Annotated in this window: 17 protein-coding genes and 1 pseudogene; 4 read left to right on the plus strand and 14 right to left on the minus strand. The window is 50.6% G+C overall.

The annotated features are described in order from the left end of the window. Positions 1-122: 122 nt before the first annotated feature. The 7 genes from ACY2VT_RS06935 to tgt all read right to left on the minus strand — a co-directional run bounded on the left by ACY2VT_RS06935 (position 123) and on the right by tgt (position 8994). Entirely contained in the window at positions 123-1286 is a 1164-nt protein-coding gene (locus tag ACY2VT_RS06935) for a phosphoglycerate dehydrogenase (RefSeq protein WP_349142415.1), read from the minus strand. Further along, complete coding sequence (gene serC / locus ACY2VT_RS06940) at positions 1286-2368, minus strand: 3-phosphoserine/phosphohydroxythreonine transaminase (RefSeq protein ID WP_055228623.1); 1083 nt, start codon at positions 2366-2368, stop codon at positions 1286-1288. The genes ACY2VT_RS06935 and serC overlap by 1 nt, the downstream gene beginning before the upstream one ends. A 157-nt stretch (positions 2369-2525) precedes the next feature. Continuing rightward, positions 2526-4214, minus strand: coding sequence for a biosynthetic-type acetolactate synthase large subunit (gene ilvB, locus ACY2VT_RS06945; RefSeq protein ID WP_461879383.1), 1689 nt, complete (start codon positions 4212-4214; stop codon positions 2526-2528). 125 nt (positions 4215-4339) lie between these two features. Further along, on the minus strand, positions 4340-6001 hold the full coding sequence (gene ilvD / locus ACY2VT_RS06950; RefSeq protein WP_461879384.1) for a dihydroxy-acid dehydratase: 1662 nt from the start codon (positions 5999-6001) through the stop codon (positions 4340-4342). A gap of 27 nt (positions 6002-6028) precedes the next feature. Further along, entirely contained in the window at positions 6029-7114 is a 1086-nt protein-coding gene (gene leuB / locus ACY2VT_RS06955) for a 3-isopropylmalate dehydrogenase (RefSeq protein WP_461879385.1), read from the minus strand. Positions 7115-7402: 288 nt separating this feature from the next. Beyond that, a complete protein-coding gene (gene yajC, locus ACY2VT_RS06960; RefSeq protein ID WP_461873306.1) occupies positions 7403-7744 on the minus strand; it encodes a preprotein translocase subunit YajC in 342 nt (113 codons plus the stop codon). Between the two features lie 113 nt (positions 7745-7857). Next, positions 7858-8994 carry a tRNA guanosine(34) transglycosylase Tgt gene (gene tgt / locus ACY2VT_RS06965; protein WP_461879386.1) on the minus strand — a complete coding sequence of 379 codons (1137 nt, stop codon included), beginning with the start codon at positions 8992-8994 and terminating at the stop codon, positions 7858-7860. A 258-nt stretch (positions 8995-9252) separates the two neighbouring features. Here tgt and ACY2VT_RS06970 point away from each other — a divergent pair, with 258 nt between their 5' ends. Further along, the gene (locus ACY2VT_RS06970; protein WP_461876969.1) at positions 9253-13506 is read left to right on the plus strand and encodes an acyl-CoA dehydratase activase-related protein; all 4254 of its coding nucleotides are present in this window, start codon (positions 9253-9255) and stop codon (positions 13504-13506) included. A gap of 104 nt (positions 13507-13610) precedes the next feature. Here the strand turns inward: ACY2VT_RS06970 and ACY2VT_RS06975 are convergent, their stop codons facing one another. The 4 genes and pseudogenes from ACY2VT_RS06975 to hisH form a co-directional block, all read right to left on the minus strand. Further along, complete coding sequence (locus tag ACY2VT_RS06975; protein WP_461879388.1) at positions 13611-15236, minus strand: putative polysaccharide biosynthesis protein; 1626 nt, start codon at positions 15234-15236, stop codon at positions 13611-13613. Beyond that, a pseudogene (locus tag ACY2VT_RS06980) lies at positions 15233-15926 on the minus strand (uracil-DNA glycosylase). Before ACY2VT_RS06980 ends, ACY2VT_RS06975 begins: the two are co-directional and overlap by 4 nt. Positions 15927-15945: 19 nt before the next feature. Beyond that, entirely contained in the window at positions 15946-16707 is a 762-nt protein-coding gene (hisF, locus tag ACY2VT_RS06985) for an imidazole glycerol phosphate synthase subunit HisF (protein ID WP_461879389.1), read from the minus strand. Between the two features lie 3 nt (positions 16708-16710). After that, entirely contained in the window at positions 16711-17328 is a 618-nt protein-coding gene (gene hisH, locus ACY2VT_RS06990) for an imidazole glycerol phosphate synthase subunit HisH (RefSeq protein ID WP_461879390.1), read from the minus strand. 277 nt (positions 17329-17605) lie between these two features. On the opposite strand from hisH, the gene ACY2VT_RS06995 reads away from it, so the two are divergent. The 3 genes from ACY2VT_RS06995 (at position 17606) to ACY2VT_RS07005 (ending at position 20714) form a co-directional block, all read left to right on the plus strand. Then, positions 17606-18085, plus strand: coding sequence for a COG2426 family protein (locus tag ACY2VT_RS06995; RefSeq protein WP_022461923.1), 480 nt, complete (start codon positions 17606-17608; stop codon positions 18083-18085). Between the two features lie 322 nt (positions 18086-18407). Then, positions 18408-19847: a putative DNA modification/repair radical SAM protein gene (locus ACY2VT_RS07000; RefSeq protein ID WP_461879391.1), complete on the plus strand. Its 1440-nt coding sequence runs from the start codon at positions 18408-18410 to the stop codon at positions 19845-19847. Positions 19848-19946: 99 nt separating this feature from the next. Then, complete coding sequence (locus ACY2VT_RS07005) at positions 19947-20714, plus strand: TIGR03915 family putative DNA repair protein (RefSeq protein WP_461879392.1); 768 nt, start codon at positions 19947-19949, stop codon at positions 20712-20714. Between the two features lie 4 nt (positions 20715-20718). Here the strand turns inward: ACY2VT_RS07005 and ACY2VT_RS07010 are convergent, their stop codons facing one another. From ACY2VT_RS07010 to recQ, 3 genes are all read right to left on the minus strand, one after another. Beyond that, a complete protein-coding gene (locus ACY2VT_RS07010) occupies positions 20719-21057 on the minus strand; it encodes a cyclic-di-AMP receptor (RefSeq protein ID WP_055227503.1) in 339 nt (112 codons plus the stop codon). Between the two features lie 137 nt (positions 21058-21194). Further along, on the minus strand, positions 21195-22076 hold the full coding sequence (locus tag ACY2VT_RS07015) for a hypothetical protein (protein WP_461879393.1): 882 nt from the start codon (positions 22074-22076) through the stop codon (positions 21195-21197). Positions 22077-22127: 51 nt separating this feature from the next. Further along, positions 22128-23963: a DNA helicase RecQ gene (recQ, locus tag ACY2VT_RS07020; protein WP_461879402.1), complete on the minus strand. Its 1836-nt coding sequence runs from the start codon at positions 23961-23963 to the stop codon at positions 22128-22130. Between the last annotated feature and the right edge of the window lie 15 nt (positions 23964-23978).

Genomic DNA, 23978 nt, shown 5'->3' on the forward strand with positions numbered 1-23978 from the left:
CGTTCTTTACCCAAAGGAAGTCAAACAACAGTAACTTCTGCCGTTTTTTGACAGGAAAAGGCGGTGCCCCCATTTTCGGGCACCGCCTTTTCCTGTCACTTTTTGATTTTCTTTGATTCTCTTTATTTAATAATACGAACCTTTAATACACCATCAACTGCTTCGAGGGCTTTTACTATCTCCTCGGTCGCTTCGCTTTCCAGATCCATCATCGTGTAAGCGTAATCGCCTTTACCTTTGTTTGTCATATCGCTGATGTTGACACCTGCATTACCCATAACGGTGGTGAAAGCTCCCAGCATACCAGGGATATTCTTGTGGCAGATCGTCACACGGCCTGCGCCTGTGCATACACCCATGCTGCAATTCGGGAAGTTAACGGAGTTTTTGATATTTCCGTTTTCCAGGAAATCACGGATTTCCTTGACTGCCATCACAGCACAATTGTCCTCGGATTCTTTGGTGGATGCTCCAAGGTGCGGGGTAACGATGGTTCCCTCTGCACCGACTACTTTCGGGTTTGCAAAGTCGGTTACGTATTTCTTCATCTTGCCGGCCTTTAAAGCCTCCAGAACGGCATCCTCGTCAACGAGAAGGTCTCTTGCATAGTTCAGAAGAACGACGCCGTCTTTCATCTCATCGATTGCTGCTTTGTTGATCATGCCCTTTGTGCTGTCCATCAGTGGCACATGGATGGTGATGTAATCGCAGGTGCGGTAGATATCTTCCACGTTCTGGATGTGATGAATGTCGCGGGACAGGTTCCATGCTGCATCGACAGAAATGTATGGATCGTATCCGTATACTTCCATGCCAAGATGGGTGGCTGCATTTGCCACAAGCTGGCCGATGGCACCAAGGCCGATGATACCGAGTTTCTTTCCGCTGATCTCGCAGCCGGCAAATTTCTTTTTCTGTTTTTCTGCTGTCTTTGCGATGTCGCCGTCTTCTTTGTCGCTCTTCACCCATTCGATACCGCCTGCGATATCACGGGATGCCAGCAGCATGCCGGCAAGCACGAGCTCTTTGACACCGTTTGCATTGGCTCCCGGTGTGTTGAAGACCACGATACCCTGCTCTGCGCAGTCGGTAAGCGGAATGTTGTTGACGCCGGCTCCTGCTCTTGCTACGGCGAGGAGGCTCTTCGGCAGCTCCATGCCGTGCATGGCTGCACTTCTGACGAGAACCGCATCGGCTCCCTCCAGGCTCTCGGTCTGCTGATAGTTTTCATTAAAATTTGCAAGGCCTACGCCTGCAATCGGATTTAAGCAATGATACTGAAACATTAGAGATTTTCCTCCTCGAACTTTTTCATGAAGGCTACGAGTGTTTCCACGCCTTCTTTCGGCATTGCATTGTAGATGCTTGCACGCATACCGCCGACGGTACGATGGCCTTTCAGATTCTCAAGTCCGGCTTCTTTGGACTCTTTGACGAATTTCGCATCCAGATCTGCATTTCCGGTGATAAACGGAACATTCATCAGAGAACGGTCTTCCGGTACAACGGTTCCTTTGAAGAGCTTGCTCTGGTCCAGGAAATCATACAGCAGCTTTGCTTTCTCTTCGTTGCGCTGTTTCATAACTTCCAGGCCGCCCATTTTCTTCAGCCATTTGAATACTTTGCCGCACATGTAGATGCAGTAGCAGTTCGGTGTGTTGTACAGGGAGCCTGCATCTGCGTGGGTTTTGAATTTCATCATGGTTGGTGTTCCCGGCAGTACATCGTCGGTGATCAGATCATCACGGATGATGGAGATAACCATTCCGGCAGGTCCGATGTTTTTCTGGACACCGCCGTAGATGATGCCGTAATCGGAGACATTGACAGGTTCGGAGAGGAAACAGGAGGAGACGTCTGCCACCAGGGTTTTGCCCTTGGTATTCGGCAGTTTTTTGTATTTGGTACCGTAAATGGTGTTGTTTTCGCAGATATAAACATAGTCGGCATCCGGGCTGATCGGAAGATCGCTGCAGTCCGGGATGTAGGAAAATGTTTTATCCTCAGAGGAGGCAATTTTGTTTGCCTTTCCGTATTTCTGTGCCTCTGCGTATGCTTTCTTTGCCCACTGGCCTGTTACGATGTAATCTGCGACACCGTTTTTCATCAGGTTCATCGGGATCATGGAAAACTGCAGGGATGCACCGCCCTGGAGAAACAGAACTTTGTAATTTGACGGGATTCCCATCAGATCACGAAGATCTGCTTCTGCCTCATCGATGATGTTCTGGAATACTTTGGAACGGTGGCTCATCTCCATGACGGACATGCCGCATCCGCGGTAATCCAGCATTTCCTCCTGGGCTTCTTTTAACACTTCCTCTGGCAGAACCGCCGGTCCTGCGGAAAAATTATAGACTCTGCTCATTTCTTCATCCTCCTGTTTCTCTTGTTACTTTATATTACTTAGAAACCACCGATAGTAGACCGATGGTTTCCATTGTAATCACATCTGTGTAATTCGTGTGGTAATACGGTATTGCTTTACCACGTTGAAACTATGATACCTCTTTGTCAGAAATCTGTCAATCCTTTTCTTGTTCCTTTTTTGCCAGATCCTCTGCATCGAAGACATCCTCAATCGGAGCTCCTGCCGGTACCATCGGGAATACTTTTTCGTCGCAGTCGATCCAGACATCGATGAGCGCCGGTTTTCCGCTCTCGATTGCCTCGCGGATGGCAGGACCCATCTCCTCTTTTTTCGTCACGCGGATGCCCTTTACGCCGAGTGCCTCGGCAACCTTGACAAAGTCTGCCTGATCCTGGAGAACGGTGTTGGAATACCGTTTTCCGTAGAACAGGGTCTGCCACTGGCGTACCATGCCGAGTACGTGGTTGTTGACAACAACCTCAATCACCGGAATGTTGTGTCTCGAAAGTGTTGCCAGTTCATTCATGTTCATACGGAAACAGCCGTCGCCTGCGATGTTGATGACGGTCTTGTCCGGGCGTCCCATTTTTGCGCCCATGGCTGCCCCAAGGCCGAAGCCCATCGTTCCAAGGCCGCCGGAGGTCAGAAGCGTTCTCGGGCTCGTATAGCGGTAATACTGCGCCGCCCACATCTGATGCTGTCCGACATCAGTCGTGATGATGGCCTGTCCATCGGTTGCCTTGTAGATCTCCTCAATGACGAGCGGTCCGGTCAGACCGTCTTCATGCTTCAGCGGGAATTTTTCTTTCATTGCCTCGATCTCGGCAATCCACTCGTCATGGTGCATCGGCCCCAGCTTCGCATTCAGGCGTTTTAAGACTTCTTTGACATCTCCGATAATACTTGAATCTACAACAACGTTTTTGTTGATTTCTGCCGCATCCACATCAATCTGGACGATTTTTGCGTTATTGGCAAATTTTGCAGCGTTTCCGGTGACACGATCGGAGAATCTTGCGCCGAGCACGATCAGCAGGTCGCACTTTGTCACGCCGTAGTTCGATGTTTTCGTTCCGTGCATACCGAGCATGCCGGTGTACAGCTCATCCGTTCCCGGGAATGCACCCTTTCCCATCAGGGTGTCGCAGACCGGTGCCTGGATGCGGTGTGCCAGTTCGCGCACTTCCTCGGACGCGCCGGAGATGATACTGCCGCCGCCCACGAAAATATACGGGCGTTTCGACTCCTGAATCAGGGATACGACGTGATCCAGGCCTTCTTCTGTAATTCTCTCAGTAAACGGTTCAATTTTCTCCGGAGTCTTCGGCTCGTACTCATACGTTGCTGCTGTGACATCTTTTGTAATATCGACCAGAACCGGGCCCGGTCTTCCGCTCTTTGCGATCGTGAACGCACGGCGCAGAGTGTCTGCAAGAACCGTGATATCTTTTACGATCACACTGTATTTTGTGATCGGCATCGCAACGCCTGCGATGTCAATCTCCTGAAAGCTGTCTTTTCCAAGCAGCGCCTTTCCTACGTTGCAGGTGATGGCTACCATCGGGGTGGAGTCCATGTAAGCCGTTGCAATTCCGGTGACAAGGTTTGTCGCACCAGGGCCGCTCGTTGCCATACATACGCCTGTTTTTCCGGTCGCACGCGCATATCCGTCTGCCGCATGGGCTGCTCCCTGCTCGTGGGAGGTCAGGATGTGGTGGATTTCCGGGTGGCGGTAAAGCTCATCGTAGATATTTAAAATCGTTCCGCCCGGATAGCCGAACACGGTGTCTACGCCCTGCTCCTTCAGGCACTCGATAACAATCTGTGATCCAGTTAATTCCATGTCTGTATGATTCCTTCCTTATATTTTGGGTATTTTCGCTTTGTGTATGAAATCTGTTTATGAAATCAGCCATCCGAGAAGAAAGCACGTTCGGACGGCTGATATGATTTTATGATTTTTCTGAATTAGAACTCCAGAATAGCTCCCTTATTTGCGCTGGAAACCATCTTTGCGTAGCGTTTCAGATAGCCTGTGGTTACCTTCGGCTCTCTCGGAGTCCATGCAGCTTTTCTGCGTGCCAGCTCCTCATCGGATACGGCAAGCTCCAGCTTGTGCTCCGGAATGTTGATGCGGATCAGGTCGCCTTCCTCAACAAGCGCGATCGGACCGCCTTCTGCTGCCTCAGGGCTTACGTGGCCGATGGACGCACCGCGGGATGCGCCAGAGAAACGGCCGTCTGTGATCAGAGCTACGGAAGAGCCAAGTCCCATACCAGCAATCGCAGATGTCGGGTTCAGCATCTCACGCATGCCAGGACCGCCTTTTGGTCCCTCATAACGGATGACAACAACGTCGCCTGCCACGATCTTGCCGCCGCGGATTGCCTCGATGGCATCCTCCTCGCAGTCAAAGACTCTGGCCGGGCCTTCGTGAACCTGCATCTCCTGAACAACAGCAGAACGTTTAACAACTGCGGTATCTGGTGCCAGGTTTCCTTTCAGAACGGCGATACCGCCGGTCTTGCTGTATGGATTCTCAACTGGACGGATGATCTCAGGATTTTTGTTGACACATCCTTTGATGTTCTCTCCTACGGTCTTTCCGGTTGCAGTCATACACTCGGTGTGCAACAGACCCAGTTTGTTCAGCTCGTTCATAACGGCATAAACACCGCCTGCCTCGTTCAGCTCCTCGATGTAGTGGTATCCTGCCGGAGCCAGATGGCAGAGGTTCGGGGTCTTCTCGCTGATGGCGTTTGCCATCTCCGGATTCAGCTCTACGCCTGCCTCATGCGCGATGGCCGGCAGATGCAGCATACTGTTCGTGGAACATCCAAGCGCCATATCGACCGTCAGAGCATTTAAGAATGCTTCTTTTGTCATAATGTCTCTTGGACGGATATCCTGTTTTAACAGCTCCATAACCTGCATACCGGCTCTCTTTGCCAGACGCAGACGCTCGGAGTATACGGCCGGAATCGTTCCGTTGCCTTTTAATCCCATGCCGAGAACCTCGGTCAGGCAGTTCATGCTGTTTGCAGTGTACATACCGGAGCAGGAACCGCAGGTCGGGCATGCATTGCACTCGAAATCGTAGACATCTTCCTCTGTCATGGTTCCGGCAGCGTAGGAGCCGACTGCCTCGAACATGCTCGAAAGACTTCTCTTCTCGCCTTTTACATGGCCGGCAAGCATCGGGCCGCCGCTGACAAATACGGTCGGAACGTTGACTCTTGCTGCTGCCATCAGAAGGCCAGGTACGTTTTTATCACAGTTCGGGATGCATACCAGGGCATCAAACTGATGTGCCATTGCCATACACTCGGTGGAATCGGCGATCAGGTCACGGGTAACGAGGGAATATTTCATTCCGATGTGGCCCATGGCGATACCGTCACAGACTGCGATGGCCGGGAACACAATCGGTGTTCCGCCTGCCATGGCAACGCCCATTTTTACAGCCTCTGTAATTTTATCCAGGTTCATGTGGCCTGGTACGATCTCATTGTAGGAGCTTACGATTCCTACGAGCGGCTTTTTCATCTCTTCTTCGGTCAGACCCAGCGCACGCATCAGAGAACGCTGCGGTGCCTGTGCGATTCCTTTTTTTACAGCATCACTTCTCATGATCTTTTCCTCTTTTCTTCTATACGTTTATGCCAGTGCTTTTACCAGCAGATCTCCCATTTCGGATGTGGAAACTCTAGTACATCCCTCGGACATGATGTCTACGGTGCGGTATCCGTCTTTTAAGATTTTCTGTACAGCATTCTCGACTGCCTCTGCCTCTTTGTCGAGGTCCAGAGAGTAGCGGAGCATCATGGCTGCGGACAGAACGGTTGCGATCGGATTTGCAATGTTCTTTCCTGCGATGTCCGGTGCAGAGCCGTGGCTTGGCTCGTACAGGCCGAATTTTGTCTCGTTCAGGCTGGCGGAAGAAAGCATTCCGATGGAGCCTGCTACCATACTTGCCTCGTCGGAGAGGATATCTCCGAACATGTTCTCGGTCAGAACGACGTCAAACTGGCACGGATTGTGAACGATCTGCATCGCGCAGTTGTCAACAAGCATATGCTCTAAGGTAACTTCCGGGTAATCTTTTGCAACGTCTTCTACAACGGATCTCCACAGACGGGAGGAGTCGAGAACGTTTGCTTTATCTACGCTTGTTACTTTTTTCTTTCTCTTCATGGCGATATCAAAAGCACGGATCGCGATGCGGCGGATTTCGGTCTCGCTGTAGGTCAGGGTATCGGTTGCTTTTTTGATGCCGTTCTCTTCTACGGTATGGCGCTCGCCGAAGTACAGGCCTCCGGTCAGCTCACGCATGATCAGCATGTCGAAGCCATCTCCGATGATCTCTTCTTTTAACGGGCAGGCATCTTTTAATTCCTGATACAGGTAAGCCGGGCGCAGGTTTGCGAACAGGCCTAAGGATTTCCGGATTTTTAAGAGTCCTGCTTCCGGGCGCTTGTCCGGGCTTAATTTGTACCATGGGGAGGTCTTGGCATCTCCTCCGATGGAGCCCATCAGAACAGCGTCACATTTTTTTGCTTCTTCTATGGTTTCATCTGTCAGCGGCACGCCGTGCACATCGATGGAGGCTCCGCCCAGCAGAAGGTTGGTATATTCAAACTTATATCCATATTTCTCGCAGACGGCGTCCAGAACTTTTTTTGCTTCGTCTACAATTTCCGGTCCGATTCCGTCTCCGTGAATTAATCCAATACGGTATTCCATATCTTTCTCCCTCTTTTCTTCCGGCTGAAAAACCGTTCTATTTTCTCTGCGTCTATAGCATTTCTAAATTATACGCCATTTTTCCGGTAATTTCAACACGAAATTTCTTTGCATCGGACGAAACGCAATAATCTTTTTGCTTTTTTGTCATTTGAAAGAAAAATACGCGGCATTCTTCCCCGTTTCCGCCCGGTACCGCCGAAGAAGTTTCGGAGACACAAAAACGCAGGTATTCGTTCTCTTTTTGAATACCTGCGTTTCTTGTTTTTACATATCGCTATGCAAACATTATTTTTTCTTTTCTGTTTTCTCTTCTACAACTGCAGAATCCGGTTTTTCAACCTCTGTGATGGCTGTTTTGCGCATCGGGATACGGCAGTTTTTGTTGTTTCCGAACTCTACGATGACATCATCATCTGTGATGTCGATGACAATTCCGTAGAAACCGCTTGTCGTGATGACTGCATCGCCGACTGCGAGGTCATTCAGCATTGCCTGCAGTTTTTTCTGCTCTTTCTTCTGCGGACGGATCATTAAGAAATACATCATACCGAACATGATGACCAGCCACATAATTAACATACCGGTGCTCATGACACCGCCGTTTGCTGTTGTTGTTGCTAAAAACATTTTCTTTCCTCCTGTTATTCGACGTTCTTTAGACACACCTATCATAATACACAATCCGTATCAGATGGGCAAGTCTTTTTCGGATATTTTCCAAAGATTTCATACTTTCCGAATTACTTTTTGTCGTATTCCTCAAAGCCTGCGAGTTTTGCACGTTTGTAGGAAGCAAAATTGCCCTCATCGAGTGCAGTCCGGATTTCTGTCATCATATTGTTGTAGAAATACAGATTGTGCAGAACACAGAGGCGCATGCCGAGCATCTCTTTTGCTTTCAGCAGATGACGGATATAGGCTCTGCTGTAATGGCGGCACGCCGGGCACTGGCAGCCTTCCTCGATCGGACGCGGGTCGAGCTCATATTTCTGGTTGAACAGGTTCATTTTTCCATGGTTTGTATAAACGTGGCCGTGGCGTCCGTTCCGGCTCGGGTATACGCAGTCGAAGAAATCGATGCCGCGCTCGACACCCTCAAGAATATTTGCCGGCGTTCCGACGCCCATCAGATACGTCGGTTTTTCTTTCGGCAGATACGGAACAACTTCATCGAGAATATGATACATCTCCTCGTGACTCTCTCCTACGGCCAGTCCGCCGACTGCGTAGCCGTCGAGATCCATCTCGGAAATCCGTTTTGCATGGTCGATGCGGATATCCTCATAGATCGCACCCTGGTTGATACCGAACAGCAGCTGATGCTTGTTGATCGTATCCTCTCTCTGATTCAGCTCCTGCATTTTGTCTTTGCATCGCTGCAGCCATCTCGTCGTGCGGTCGACAGAATTCTGCACATAGCGGCGCTCTGCCACGCTCGATGGACACTCATCGAAAGCCATTGCAATCGTCGATGCCAGATTGGACTGGATCTGCATACTCTCCTCCGGTCCCATGAAGATCTTTCTTCCGTCTACGTGGGAGTGGAAATAGACACCCTCTTCTTTGATTTTCCGAAGGCCTGCCAGGGAGAATACCTGGAATCCGCCGGAGTCGGTCAGGATCGGTTTGTCCCATACCATAAATTTGTGAAGTCCGCCCATCTTTTTTACAACCTCGTCGCCCGGACGCACGTGGAGGTGGTACGTGTTGGAGAGCTCTACCTGCGTGCCGATCTGCTGGAGATCCTCGGTGGAAACGGCTCCCTTGATCGCTGCCGCGGTTCCGACATTCATGAATACCGGCGTCTCGATATTGCCGTGCACGGTTTCCATGTGGGCGCGCTTCGCTCTTCCTTCCATTTTCAGAATTTTATACATAACGCTTTTCATCCTTTCTCATGATCCCTGCCACCTGTTTTTTATGCAGGGCATACTATTTTTAGTATACAGGCAAAACCCGTTTTTGACAATGCCTGAATTTTCTTTTTTCCGCCTTTTTTCCCTCCTGGTTTCTCCATTTTTCACAAGGACTTTACACTTTTTTCATAAGACATCGCCCTTTTTCCAATTGTATTTCCTTATTTTTTGTCGTATAATGTGTTGAGATTGTTTCTTATTATAAAAGGAGTTTGATTCATGACTGATAAAAAATATACTCTCGGAATCGACATCGGTTCCACCACTGTTAAAATTGCGATCCTCGACGAAGAGAACCAGCTTCTCTTTGCCGATTACGAGCGCCATTTTGCAAACATTCAGGAAACTCTTGCCCACCTGCTCGGGGAAGCACACGAAAAGCTGGGCGAACTGACCCTGCAGCCGGTCATCACCGGTTCCGGCGGACTTGCGCTTGCCAACCACCTGGGCATCCCGTTCACACAGGAAGTTATCGCGGTTTCCACTTCGTTAAAAGCACTCGCTCCGCAGACCGACGTTGCCATCGAGCTCGGCGGCGAGGATGCCAAGATTATCTACTTTGAAGGCGGCAATGTGGAGCAGCGTATGAACGGTATCTGCGCCGGCGGCACCGGTTCTTTCATCGACCAGATGGCTTCTCTTCTGCAGACCGATGCAACCGGACTCAACGAATACGCGAAGCATTACCAGGCGATTTATCCGATCGCAGCACGCTGCGGTGTATTCGCAAAAACCGATATCCAGCCGCTCATCAACGACGGTGCAACAAAAGAGGATCTTTCCGCTTCCATTTTCCAGGCAGTTGTCAACCAGACCATTTCCGGTCTTGCCTGCGGTAAACCGATCCGCGGCCACGTTGCCTTTCTCGGCGGCCCGCTGCACTTCCTCTCGGAATTAAAGACAGCCTTCGTCCGTACCTTAAAGCTGGATGACGAGCATACAATCGTACCGGACAACTCCCACCTGTTTGCAGCCATCGGTTCTGCGATGAATGCAGACGGAAAAACCGAGGTTTCCCTTCTCGCGCTGAAAAAACGGCTCGAAGAGAAAGTTGCTATCGATTTTGAGGTTGCCCGTCTTGAGCCGCTGTTTAAAGATCAGGCCGAGTATGACGAATTTCTGGCGCGCCAGAGTGTCAACAACGTCGTGACCGCCGATCTTTCCACCTACGAAGGAAACTGCTATCTCGGTATTGATGCCGGTTCCACGACGACCAAAGCTGCACTCGTCGGCGAGGATGGTGCTCTTCTCTATTCCTTCTACAGCAACAACCACGGAAATCCGCTCGGCACCTCGATCCGCGCGATCCAGGAGATCTACTCCAAGCTGCCGGATTCCGCACAGATCGCCTGGTCCTGTTCGACCGGTTACGGCGAGGCGCTCATCAAAGCTGCGCTGATGCTGGACGAGGGTGAGGTAGAGACGATTTCCCATTACTACGCTGCCGCATTCTTCGATCCGGAAGTCGACTGTATTCTCGACATCGGCGGCCAGGATATGAAGTGCATCAAGATCAAAAACGGCACCGTAGACAGCGTACAGCTGAACGAGGCATGTTCCTCCGGCTGCGGTTCCTTCATCGAGACGTTCGCGCAGTCCCTGAACTACAGCGTGCAGGATTTCGCGCATGAGGCGCTGTTTGCAAAACACCCGATCGATCTTGGTACCCGCTGTACCGTATTTATGAATTCCAAGGTAAAACAGGCACAGAAAGAGGGCGCATCCGTCGCCGATATTTCTGCCGGACTTGCCTGCTCCGTTATTAAAAACGCATTATATAAGGTAATTAAAGTTTCGGATGCCACCGAGCTGGGACGCCACATCGTCGTACAGGGCGGTACGTTCTACAACGACGCTGTTCTCCGAAGCTTTGAGCGGATCGCCAACTGCGAAGCCATCCGCCCGGACATCGCCGGCATCATGGGTGCGTTCGGTGCGGCGCTGATCGCAAGAGAGCGCTACTCCGCCGATCAGGAGACCACAATGCTCTCCATCGAAAAGATCAACGAGCTGAAATATTCGACCACGATGGCAAACTGTAAGGGATGTACAAACAGCTGCCGTCTGACCATCAACAAATTCTCCGGCGGCCGCCAGTACATCAGCGGAAACCGCTGCGAGCGCGGTATCGGAAAAGAGAAAAACAAAGATCATATTCCGAACCTGTTCGAATACAAATACAAACGGATCTTCGGCTACCAGCCGCTGCCGCAGGATGAAGCGATCCGCGGAGAGGTCGGCATTCCGAGAGTCCTCAATATGTTTGAGAATTATCCGTTCTGGTACACCTTCTTTACGCAGCTGAAATACCGCGTGGTACTCTCTCCGACCTCGAGCCGCAAGATCTACGAGCTCGGTATTGAGTCGATTCCAAGTGAATCCGAGTGCTATCCGGCCAAACTGGCGCACGGCCATGTGACCTGGCTCTTACGCCACGGTGTGAAGTTCATCTTCTACCCGTGTATCCCGTACGAGCGCACCGAGTTCCCGGAAGCCATCAACCACTACAACTGCCCGATCGTTACCTCGTATGCGGAAAATATCAAAAACAACGTGGACGAGCTGCAGGACGATTCCATTACGTTCCGCAATCCGTTCCTTGCGTTTACGAGTGAAAAAGTGCTTGCCGATGGTCTTGTCAAAGAGTTCTCCGGTCTGCCGGAGGATGAAGTCCGTGCTGCTGTTCATGCCGGATGGGAAGAGCTTGGCGCTGCAAGACGCGATATGCAGAAAAAAGGCGAGGAAACGCTTCAGTATATGAAAGAAACCGGCCGCAGAGGTATCGTGCTTGCCGGCCGTCCGTACCACATTGATCCGGAAATTCATCACGGTATCCCGGATATGATCAACTCCTACGGACTGTGCGTGCTGACGGAGGACTCTGTTTCCCATCTGGCACCGCTCGAGCGTCCGCTCCGTGTCAATGACCAGTGGATGTACCACACCCGTCTGTATGCAGCTGCAAACTATGTAAAGACACGCGACGATCTTGACCTGATTCAGCTGAACTCGTTCGGCTGCGGTCTCGATGCCGTTACCACCGATGAGGTTTATGAGATTCTGACCAGAAGCGGCAAGATTTATACCTGCCTGAAGATCGATGAGGTCAACAACCTCGGCGCTGCCAGAATCCGTGTCCGTTCTCTGCTCGCTGCCCTCCGTGCACATGACCGGAAACAGGCGGTACGCGAGATTCTTCCGTCCTCGATCCAGAAGCCAGTCTTCACAAAAGAGATGCGGAAAGACTACACCATCCTCTGCCCGCAGATGTCACCGATCCACTTCTCGATTCTGCAGCCGGCGTTCAATGCAGCCGGATACAATCTGGAAGTGCTTCCGAACGACAACAAAGAGGCGGTTGATGTCGGACTGAAATACGTCAACAACGATGCCTGCTATCCATCTCTGATGGTAGTCGGACAGATTATGCAGGCGCTGCTCTCCGGCAAGTATGACCTGAACAAAGTGGCTGTCATCATGAGCCAGACCGGCGGCGGCTGCCGTGCTTCGAACTACATCGGATTTATCCGCCGTGCGCTGGAGAAGGCCGATATGACGCAGATTCCGGTCATCTCGATTAACTTGAGCGGTCTGGAGGAAAATCCGGGCTTCAAGATCACGCCGGATCTTGCGATTCGTCTCTGCTATGCAGCAGAATTCGGCGATATCATGATGAAATGTATTTACCGGATGCGTCCTTATGAGCAGAAAAAGGGCACGACAGACCGGATTCACAAGAAATGGGAGAAGATCTGTATTGATTTTATTTCGGCAAAACATTTAAGCCATACCCGCTTTAAACAGATCTGCCGCACGATGATCCGCGACTTTGACCATATTCCGATTACGGATGAGAAGAAACCTCGCGTTGGTATTGTCGGCGAGATTCTCGTTAAGTTCCTTCCGGCGGCGAATAACCATCTGGCGGAGCTGCTCGAAAGTGAAGGTGCGGAGCCGGTTGTGCCGGATCTGATTGATTTCTTCTGCTACTGCTTCTACAATACGAATTTCAAGGTGGAGCACCTTGGCTTCAAGAAGAGTTCTTCGATGCTCGGAAATACGGGTATCAAGCTGATCAACTGGCTGCGGAGTGCGGCTGTTGCAGAGTTCAAGAAGAGTGAGCATTTTGATCCGCCGGCTGACGTACGGGATCTGGCCAAATATGCTTCTCCGATCGTCTCCTGCGGCAACCAGACTGGTGAGGGATGGTTCCTGACCGGCGAGATGATGGAGCTGATCCACAGCGATGTTTACAATATCGTCTGCATCCAGCCGTTCGCGTGCCTGCCGAACCATATTGTCGGCAAGGGTGTTATTAAGGCGATCCGTAAGGAGTATCCGAAGGCGAATATTGTGGCGGTTGACTACGATCCGGGCGCTTCGGAGGTTAACCAGCTCAATCGTATTAAGCTGATGCTTTCTACTGCGAACAAGAACCTGAAGCAGGAGCCAAATGGCGAGAAAGACGCATAAGAACTACATAATATATTTTCTGAACATCAAAATAAATCCCCGGCCGGAAAGCTGTTATCAAGGCTTTCCGGCCGGGGATTCGTTTTGCTTTTGTTTTGTTGTTTTTAACGGTAAATCCGCAGAATACGCAGGACTTTTACCAGTTTGGTTCCCATTGGCATGCGGCGCATTTCGGCTTCGGTTGTGCCGGTTACGACAACGAAGGCGATCAGGTAGACGACAATGGCGATCAGAATCGCGATCAGCATGCTGATGGACGGGCGTTTGGTGATGGCAAAGAGGCCGTAGTAAACAACCCAGGTTACGACTCCCATGATGGCGGCTGCGATCAATGGTTTTACGTAGGTGTTTTTGAACTCGTTGCGGAAGTTCAGGTGTTTGCGGATCGAAAGGTTATTCAATACGCACATGCTTAAGGAGAACAGGATTCCTGCGAAGACAACGGCATAGATGTTTGTCTTCGGGAAGACTGCGAGGATCAGAGCCAGGACGATGAGATCCATTCCGAGGGAAATGGCTGCGTTGTGCAGGGCTTTTTTCTGCTGGCCGATGGACTGCAGGACACTGTTGGTAATGGTGGACAGTGCCGAGAACACAACTGAGACTGCACCCATCATCAACAGTTTGCCGGAAAGGCTCGAGCTTGCTGGGAACAGAACTCCCGTGATCGGAAATGCCAGCACACCAAGACCGACAGCGGCCGGGATGGAGATGAACATCGTCAGACGGATCGTCTCAAGGATCTTGTCGTTTGCCTCATCGAGATCACCGGTTGCATAGCACGAGGATACTTCCGGCATCATTGCAGATGCGGATGCACTTGCCATAGCAAGCGGGACGTTGATCAGGGTGACATAATAGTTGGAAAATTCTCCATATGCGGCATTCAGCGCTTTCTGATTCTCTCCGTGCCATCCGAGGATGGTGAAGAACAGGTAGTTGTCCAGGTAAGCGTTGCAGTTGTAAATAAAGGTCGTAAAGATGACCGGTGTTACCATCAGGAAAAGAACCTGAAAAATTTCGCGGTAGGATTCTTCTCGGTGGCGCGTGTCCTTTTCTACTTTCCGCAGAATGGTTTTCCGATTTACGCCGTAAACGATCAGCATGAAACAGAGGCCTGCCAGCACACCGGCTCCTGTTCCGAGGGTTCCTCCGGCGGCACCGAATTTGGCATGTTCGGTATCGTTTGTTGCAAACTGCTGAATGAAGAACCAGGCAGCACCGATACTGAATGCGGCGTTGAATACCTGCTCGATGATCTGTGAAATTGAGGTCGGCATCATCGTGCTGTGGGCCTGGAAATAGCCGCGCAGAACACCGAGGATTGCCGAGAAAAAGATGGTCGGTGCCAGTACGCGCAGGGCAAGGAGTGCATTCTGCTGGTTATACGGCAAAAGGAATTTTCCTCCAAAGAATGCCACCAGTGCAGCGACTCCACCTACGATTACGGCATAAAGAAGGGCACCGCGGAACACGCGATGTGCATTCCGGTACTCTTTTAATGCCAGGCGCTCGGATACGATTTTCGACACTGCCATCGGAATACTGTAGGACGAGATCAGCAGCAGGATCGTGTACAGATTGCTCGCTGTACTGTAATAGCCAAGTCCCTCATTTCCAATGGTTTCGCCGAGCGGTGACCGGTACAGCAGGCCGATCACACGCGAGATGATCGTTGCGGCCATTAAAATAGAAGTATTTCTCAGTAACGTATTTTTCTTTTTACTCATTCTTTCGCTCCCCGGATTACATTTTCGATCTGCCAGTCAATCGGCGCAAGACCGTTTTCCTCCAGATATTCGTTTGTTCTGGAAAACGGGTGGCTGCCGAAAAATCCGCGGTATGCAGAAAGCGGGCTCGGATGAGCGGACATCAGCACCAGATGCTTCGGATTGTGGATCATCTCTTTTTTGCGCTGTGCCGGTCTTCCCCAGAGGATAAATACCATCGGGCGGTCCTGCTCGGCGAGCACTTTGATTGCCGCGTCGGTGAACTGCTCCCAGCCGATTTCCTTGTGGGAGTTTGCCTGATGCGCACGCACAGTCAGCACGGTGTTCAGCATCAGAACACCCTGCCGTGCCCATTTTTCGAGATATCCGTTGTTCGGAATGTAGCATCCCAGATCGTCTTCGAGTTCCTTATAAATATTGACCAGGGACGGCGGAATGTCTACTTCCGGTTTTTACAGAAAAGCAGAGTCCGTGTGCCTGTCCCGGCTCGTGGTACGGGTCCTGGCCTAAGATGACCACTTTTACCTGCTCAAGCGGGGTAAAGTGGAACGCATTGAAAATATCATCAGCCGGCGGGTAAATCGTGTGGGTTTTGTACTCCGCTCCCACCGTCTGAAACAGTTTTTTATAATAATCTTTGGAGAATTCTCCTTTCAGGGCATTGGCCCAGCTTCCGCTAAGAGGCGGCATATCGTTTTCTCCCTTCCTTTTACAGGCGGACCGGCACATCGCGGCCTGCCAGATATTCTTTGACTTCACGAATTTCCAGTTCTTTGTAGTGGAACAGGGATGCGGCAAGCGCTGCATCGGCTTTTCCTTCGGTTAAGGCATCATAAAAATGCTCCAGCGTTCCTGCGCCGCCGGATGCGATGACCGGGATGCCGACGCTCTCTGCGATCGTTCTTGTCAGCTCGATATCGTATCCCGCCTTTGTTCCGTCGCAGTCCATGCTGGTGAGCAGAATTTCTCCGGCTCCGAGGCTCTCGGCTTTTTTCGCCCACTCGACGGCGTCGATGCCGACATCGATCCGGCCGCCGTTTTTGTAGATATTCCAGCCGCTTCCGTCAGCTCTCTTCTTCGCATCAATCGCAACGACCACGCACTGGCTGCCAAATTTCTGCGCCGCATCGCCAATTAGCTGCGGATTGTTGATTGCGGAGGAGTTGATCGAAATTTTGTCGGCTCCCTCGCGGAGCAGCATCTTGAAATCGTCTACGGTACGGATTCCGCCGCCGACGGTGAATGGGATGAAGACGTTTGCTGCTACTTTGCGCACCATATCAACGACCGTTCCTCTCTGATCGGAGGAGGCGGTGATATCGAGGAACACAACTTCATCGGCTCCTGCCTTGTCGTACGCTTTTGCAATCTCCACCGGATCTCCGGCATCTTTTAAATCGACGAAATTAACGCCTTTTACGACTCTTCCGTTTTTTACATCCAGACATGGGATAATTCGCTTTGTAAACATCGCTTAGTCCTCCTCTCCAATTTCCGCAAAGTTTTTCAGAATGGCAAGTCCAAGATCTGAACTCTTTTCCGGGTGGAACTGGCAGGCGAACAGATTTCCTTTTTCCACGGACGCATGGATGTGTATACTGTACTCTGTCGTTGCTTTTACAATTTCCTCCTCTTCTGCTTTCAGATAATAGGAGTGGACAAAGTAGACGTAGGATTCCTGCGGGATGCCTTTGAATAAGCGTCCCTCATTCTGCAGATGGATGGAGTTCCAGCCCATGTGCGGAATCTTTAAGCCCTCTTTGTCCGGAATCCGAAGGATTTCTCCTTTTAACAGGCCAAGGCCTGCAACGCCCGGGCTCTCCTCGCTGCGTTCAAACAGGATCTGCAGTCCGAGACAGATCCCAAGAAACGGAGTCCCTTTTTCTACGATTTCATGAATGACCGGTACCAGATGATAGCGGTTCAGATTTTCCATCGCATCCCCAAAGCTGCCGACACCCGGCAGGACGACGTGATCTGCGCGCTTTAATACTTCTGGATCCCTGGTCAGTACGACCTCTTTTCCAAGGCTTTGAAAGGCTTTTTCCACGCTTTTTATATTTCCGGCATCATAATCAATCAGTGCAATCATAGGTGGGTCCTCCTCGTTTGTTATTTCAATCCATGCCCCTGTCATTGGGGGCATCTCTGCTGTTCTTTTGCAAACAGTACACTTCATTCTAACATACAGTTTTCTAAAATTCAAATTTTGAAGGTTATAAAATTATACAAAAATACAGAAATTCTTAAGATTTCTTTTACTCCCGCTCTTTTCTTTCTTTTTATACTGGACAAATGGCGGGCATCACGCTACAATAAGAGCGTTGCACTAAGAAACGATAACATTTTGTAAAAAACGAGAGGTGTATATGATTACCAAATATCTGATTGTATTTTTGATTTCCATGGTTCCGCTCATCGAGCTGCGTGGTGCGATTCCGTACGCGGTGGCTTTCCATATTCCGACGCTTCCGGCCTATCTGATCGCCGTCATCGGAAATATGCTTCCGGTTCCGATTATTTTCCTGTTCGCTCGAAAGGTTCTTGTCTGGGGATGTGATAAAAAGTATATCGGAAAGTTCTTCACCTGGTGTCTGGAAAAAGGCGAAAAGGGCGGGGAAAAACTGAAAGCAAAAGCCGGCCGCGGACTTCCGCTCGCCCTGCTGCTCTTCGTCGGCATCCCGCTCCCGGGAACCGGCGCATGGACCGGCACGCTTGCTGCAAGTATCCTCGATATGGACTTTAAGACCAGCGTTCTCGCCGTCATGGGCGGTGTTCTCCTCGCAAGCGTCATCATGCTGCTTGCAAGCTCCGGCGTATTCGGGGCAATTGGGGCGCTTCTGGCGTAAACGGCTCTGCTTCCGTTTCAATTCCATAAAATTTGGCTTACAGCCGCACAGATTTGTTTTTCCGATCTGTGCGGCTGTTTTTGTATAACTTTTTTCTAACAGAAATTTTCCCTGCTGTTTCCTGTTCACGTTTTTCCGGATCGAATTCTGTTTCTTTTCTTCCAGTATTTTCTTGTACTATTTTCATTTTTCCTCTTGAACATTCGTTCGATTTGTGTTACACTTCTTTTATCGAACAGTTGTTCTTTTCATAAAATACCTGTTATCTTATTGTTTTACTTTTATTCGTATTCATTGGAACATAGAAAGGAATTTTTCTGCTATGCAGTTATCATCACAAACACTTTCTCTCTCCGAGAAGCTGAATCTTCTCGCTGACGCGGCCAAATACGACGTTGCGTGCACTTCCAGCGGTGTGAACCGTGCCGGAAAACAGGGACATCTCGGCAATTCGGTCTCCTGCGGTATCTGCCACAGCTTTTCTTCCGACGGACGCTGTATCTCTCTGTTGAAAATTCTGCAGAGCAACGACTGTATCTACGACTGTAAATACTGCGTCAACCGCGCCGGGAATGACCGGCAGCGCGCCACGTTTACACCGGAGGAGGTCTGTACACTCGTCACGGAATTTTACCGCCGAAACTATATTGAGGGACTCTTTTTAAGTTCCGCCGTCTGCAAAAATCCCGCCTATACGATGGAACTCATGTACCGCACCCTGCATCTTTTACGTAATCGTTACCGCTTTAACGGCTACATCCACGTCAAAGCTATCCCGGGCGCACCCGCCGAGCTGATCGAAAAGACCGGCTATCTCGCCGACCGCATGAGCGTCAATCTGGAACTCCCGACCGGAGAAGGGCTGCAGAAACTGGCCCCGCAGAAGACGCAGAAATCCATTTTAAAACCCATGCGCCAGATCCAGTCCGGCATTGTGGATTACCGGCTGACCGCAGGAAAAAGCGCTTTTTTGGAGCGTTCCTCGGGAAACCGCTATCTCTCCCACTCCATTTTCGATACACGAAAGCAGATTTCCGCCTCCGCTGCCGATCCGGGCTGGATCTCTTCCTCCTCCGCGCGGTCACTGCCGGAAAAAGAACGCTCTGCTCCCTTCGTTCCTGCCGGCCAGAGCACGCAGATGATCATCGGTGCGACAAAGGAAAACGATTACCAGCTTCTCTCCACCTCACAGCTCCTCTACCAACAGTATGACCTGAAGCGCGTCTTTTACTCCGCCTACATTCCGGTCAACGAAGATTCCGCCCTGCCCTCACGTGAGACCAAGCCGCCGCTTCTTCGGGAACACCGCCTCTATCAGGCGGACTGGCTGCTCCGCTTCTACGGTTTTCAGGCAGATGAACTGCTCGATGAAGCCCACCCGAACTTTCATGCACAGCTCGACCCGAAATGCGACTGGGCGCTGCGCCATATGGAGCTGTTCCCGGTGGAGATCAACACGGCTGAGTATGCCGACCTTCTGCGTGTTCCCGGCATCGGACCGAAATCGGCCATGCGGATTGTAAAGAGCCGCAGAAGCTCCCATCTTTCGTTTGAGCACCTGAAAAAGATCGGTGTGGTGCTGAAGCGCGCCAAATATTTTATCACCTGTGAGGGAAAAATGATGTATCACTTGCGGCTGGAACAGCAGTTTCTGACCCGGCAGCTCACGGGAGAAGAAGCCGTCTCCAACTGGGAGGTTTCCCATCCGGAACAGTATCAGCAGCTTTCTCTGTTTGACGCTGCCGTACCTGGGCATATATAATCCCGGGCGTTCTTCTCATGGAAAAGCCTTTTTGCTGTATCTGCGCTTTTTTGCAGAAGGCTGTTGTCTGTATCAATTGATTTCAGAAAGGATTTTATTATGACTGTTTACACCTGCAGCCCGGATCTTGCGTCGATCCTGACCTGCATCTATGAAGCCTGGAATTCCCGTCTCGGCTACCGCAATGTGCGGCTGATGACGGAACCAGTCGGCAATCTGGAGCTGTTCTGCGATTACTGCCATGTTGAACCGGACGCAGAAAAGGCCGCCAGCGTCACGCGATCCATTCAAAAGAAGATCGGCGCAGCAGCCTGGCGGCTCGTCTATCTCTGTGCAATGTCCGAGAGAAGCGACGCTCCCGACATCATTTATCGTTTTCTGCTCTACGGCTTTTCCTATGGAAAGGATACCCTGCATATGCTGCAGGAACCGGCGGTATTCCACGCTTTTGAAGTTTTCCGTCAGGTCACAAATGAAGCGCATTCGTTCCGGGAATTTATCCGTTTTGCAAATATTTCCTCCGGTTTTCCGATCCTGGTCTCGCATATTTCCCCGAAAGCCAATGTGCTGACCCTGGTCGCTCCCCATTTTTCTGACCGGCTCCCCTCAGAAAACTGGATGATTCTCGATGATACCCGGCAGCTTGCCGTCGTGCATCCCGCTGACCGTCCCTTTTATCTGACCCGTCTTTCTCCGGATGAAATAGAACGCCTTTCCCTCACGGAATCCACTTCCGATCCTTACGAAGAACTCTGGAAAGGATTTTTCACTGCAATTGCCATCAAAGAGCGTTCCAATCCCGACTGTCAGCGCACGCATCTGCCGCTCCACTACCGGAATCATATGCCGGAATTTAAAAACCTTTAGAGTCCTAGAATTTTTCCAGCTGTTCCATGTTCAGCACAAACACAGTACAGCCTCCTGTCTGGGTATCGATCGGAACAGAGTAATTTCCGCCCGGGCAGAAGTTTCCGCTTTCCATCGGGGTGGCCGCATAGGTAACTGTTTTCCGAAGCCCTGCTTCCTGTTTTAAGATCGCAAGCACAGCATCGAGCTTATGATCATCGGTTCCGATCAGCAGTGTTGTGTTCTTCTCTTTCAGGAAACCGCCGGTCGTGGCAAGCTCCGTCACAAAAAAGCCTTTTTTGTTCAACTCGGCAATGGTGTCTGCCTCGTCCTCTTTCCGTAATACAGCAACAATTAACTTCATACAAATTCCTCCTCGCATCCTCCGGTCAAACGGATTCTGATTTTTGAAAAGTCAGCTGCTTATGCCGTATGGCACATTGCATTTTTCTGTTTTCACAGTAAAAATAGCATAATGTCACAGAAAAAGAAAGTCTTTTTTTACTTTTTCACTTCAAATCCGTATGACACGGTTCCATTTTCGAATACCGCGTCCACTTCGTAGATGTAGCCGGCCTCGGCTCCCGGAATGCTCCAGCTCTCCGCATGCTCCACAGAAACGCTTTCTCCCTCCGGGTAACCATTGCCAAAGTTCTGCCCCCGGTCTTCGGCCGGCCATCTTTCTGCTGTGACAGAATCCGGCTCCTCCGAGAAGACAAGCTCCAGATCGGTTTTTCCTTCGTCATTTGCTGTATTCAGATCATTCAGTTCCGTCCATTCCAGAATGAACGCACTGTCCGCAACGACGTTCTGACCATTGCCGTCCTCATCAACATAAGACCAGGTATAACCTCCCTGTGTTGCCATAGCTGTCATCTGGGCATTTGGCTGTGTGTAGCACAGATTCAGAAACGGAATTTCCGATGGATCCTTTTCCGGCAGAATCTGGGAAAGTTCCTCATCGAATTTTTCTGCATCCGCCTCCGTACCGCCGCTGATTCTCATAATACGGCTGATGCCCGGATATTGTCCCGGATAGGAGTTCAGCATAATACCGTCGCCCTCCACTTGAAGAAAATCTCCTTTTTTGATCTCGGACGGATCAATGGCATTTCCATTTTCATCGTAAAGTGTGTCGGACGGTGTATGTGTCACATAGATGTTTCCGTGTTCCAGATCTCCCAGGTACCATAACCCGGAATCTTCTGCAAGAAATACGGCTTTCTGTACTTCTTCTGCCCTGTTGCTGTCCGCTGCGACACTTGCTGTATCTGCATTCAGATTTCGGTCCCGTTCCGTTTTCATATAGATTCCGCCTCCAATCAGCGCGGCGGCAAATACAACACCGGTCACTCCAAAAATAACTGCGTTTTCTTTTTTCATAAGCGTAGTCTTCCTTTCCTGTTGTTTTCCCGTTTTTTTACACGACTTGTTTTATCTTTCTGCAAGACATGCAAGAAACGGTTCCCCGTACTTTTCAAATTTGCTCTCGCCGACACCAGAGACCGCCAGCATTTCCTCTTTGTTGGACGGTTTCTCCATCGCCATCTGGATCAGTGTTTTATCCGAGAAGATAATATACGGCGGCACTTTATGCTCCTTTGCAAGCTCCATCCGGAGTACCCGCAGTTTTTCGAATACCGCGGCCTCCTCGTTGGAAAGATCCTTTGCCGCTGCCGAGGTTTTTGTCTTTGTCTTCTCTTTTGCGGCTTTCGGAATCCGTTTTTCTTCTTTCGCCATCTTCATCAGCATCGTGCCGTCCTCATCCAGCAGCTCCGATGCTTTGGGCAGAAGACGCACAATACTGTAGGTATCGGCTGTTACATAGAGATATTCCCGCACCTGCAGCTCGTTTAAGATCTGGCGCAGACGATAAACCGGCTCTTTTGACAGCTCCCCGTAATGGGAATTTTCATCCATATGGTACTGACGGATTTTCGCGGTGTTTGCGCCATGCAGCGTATCGAGAATCACCGTCGTGCCATAACGCTGGCGGCATTCCCGCACACAGCCCAGAATTGCTTTTGCCGCCGCTGTTACATCCACTGTCTCAAATTCCGAGAGGCAGTTGGAACAGTTTCCGCAGTAGTTGGAACCGTATTCTCCGAAATACCGCAGGATATAGTCTCTCAGACACTCGTGCGTGAAGCAGTAGAACGTCATCTTTTTCAGGCGTTCCTCTTCCCTCTGGCGGATCAGCGCCGTCGTCTCGGGATCTTCACTCTCCTGTGCCATATTTTCGATAAAGAACTGGTTTGTGATTACATCCTGTCCGGCATATAGCAGAATGCATTCCGCCGGAAGGCCGTCCCTGCCTGCTCGTCCGGCCTCCTGATAATAGCTTTCCATATTTTTCGGCATATTATAATGGATGACGTACCGCACATTCGATTTATCGATTCCCATTCCGAAGGCGTTCGTCGCTACCATGATCTGCTTCCGGTCGTAAATAAAGTCTTCCTGGTTTTCTTTCCGTTCCAGATCGGAAAGGCCCGCGTGATATCTTGTGACAGAATACCCTTTCTGTTCGAGCTTTTCACAGACCTCCTCCACATTTTTTCTGGTCAGACAGTAAATAATACCGCAGTCCGCCTCATGCTCCGCAAGAAAGGACTCTACCGCCGCAAATTTGTCTTTTGGCTGCTGTACCGTAAATTTCAGATTCTTCCGGTCAAAACCCGTTACCAGACGTACCAGATCACGCAGCGACAGCAGTGCCTCGATATCGTCCCGCACCTCTTTTGTTGCCGTTGCCGTAAAGGCTCCGATCACCGGACGCGTGGGAAGCCGATCTACAAACTCTGTGATTTTCAGGTAACTTGGGCGGAAATCCTGTCCCCACTGGGAGATACAGTGTGCCTCATCCACACTGATCATCGAAATCTCCATCGACTGCACCGCATACAGAAACTCCGGTGTCAGAAGACGCTCCGGAGCGACATAGATAATCTTGTATCTGCCCTCCATGGCGAATCCAAGTGCTTTCCGGTACTGTGCTGCACTCAACGAGCTGTTCAGAAACGCAGCGTGAACTCCCGCCTGGTTCAGGGTGGATACCTGATCCTTCATCAGGGAAATCAAAGGAGATACTACCAGCGTAATCCCCGGCAGCAGAAGCGCCGGAATCTGATAGCACAGCGATTTTCCCGCGCCGGTCGGCATGATGCCGAGCACATCCTGCCCGGAAAGAAGTGCATCCACCAGCATTTCCTGTCCCTCCCGGAAGGAGTCGTAACCGAAGTACTTTTTTAAAACCTCATATTTTGTCATCTTGTTTTTCTCTGC

The organism is Fusicatenibacter sp., assembly GCF_050872605.1.
Classification (GTDB): domain Bacteria; phylum Bacillota; class Clostridia; order Lachnospirales; family Lachnospiraceae; genus Fusicatenibacter.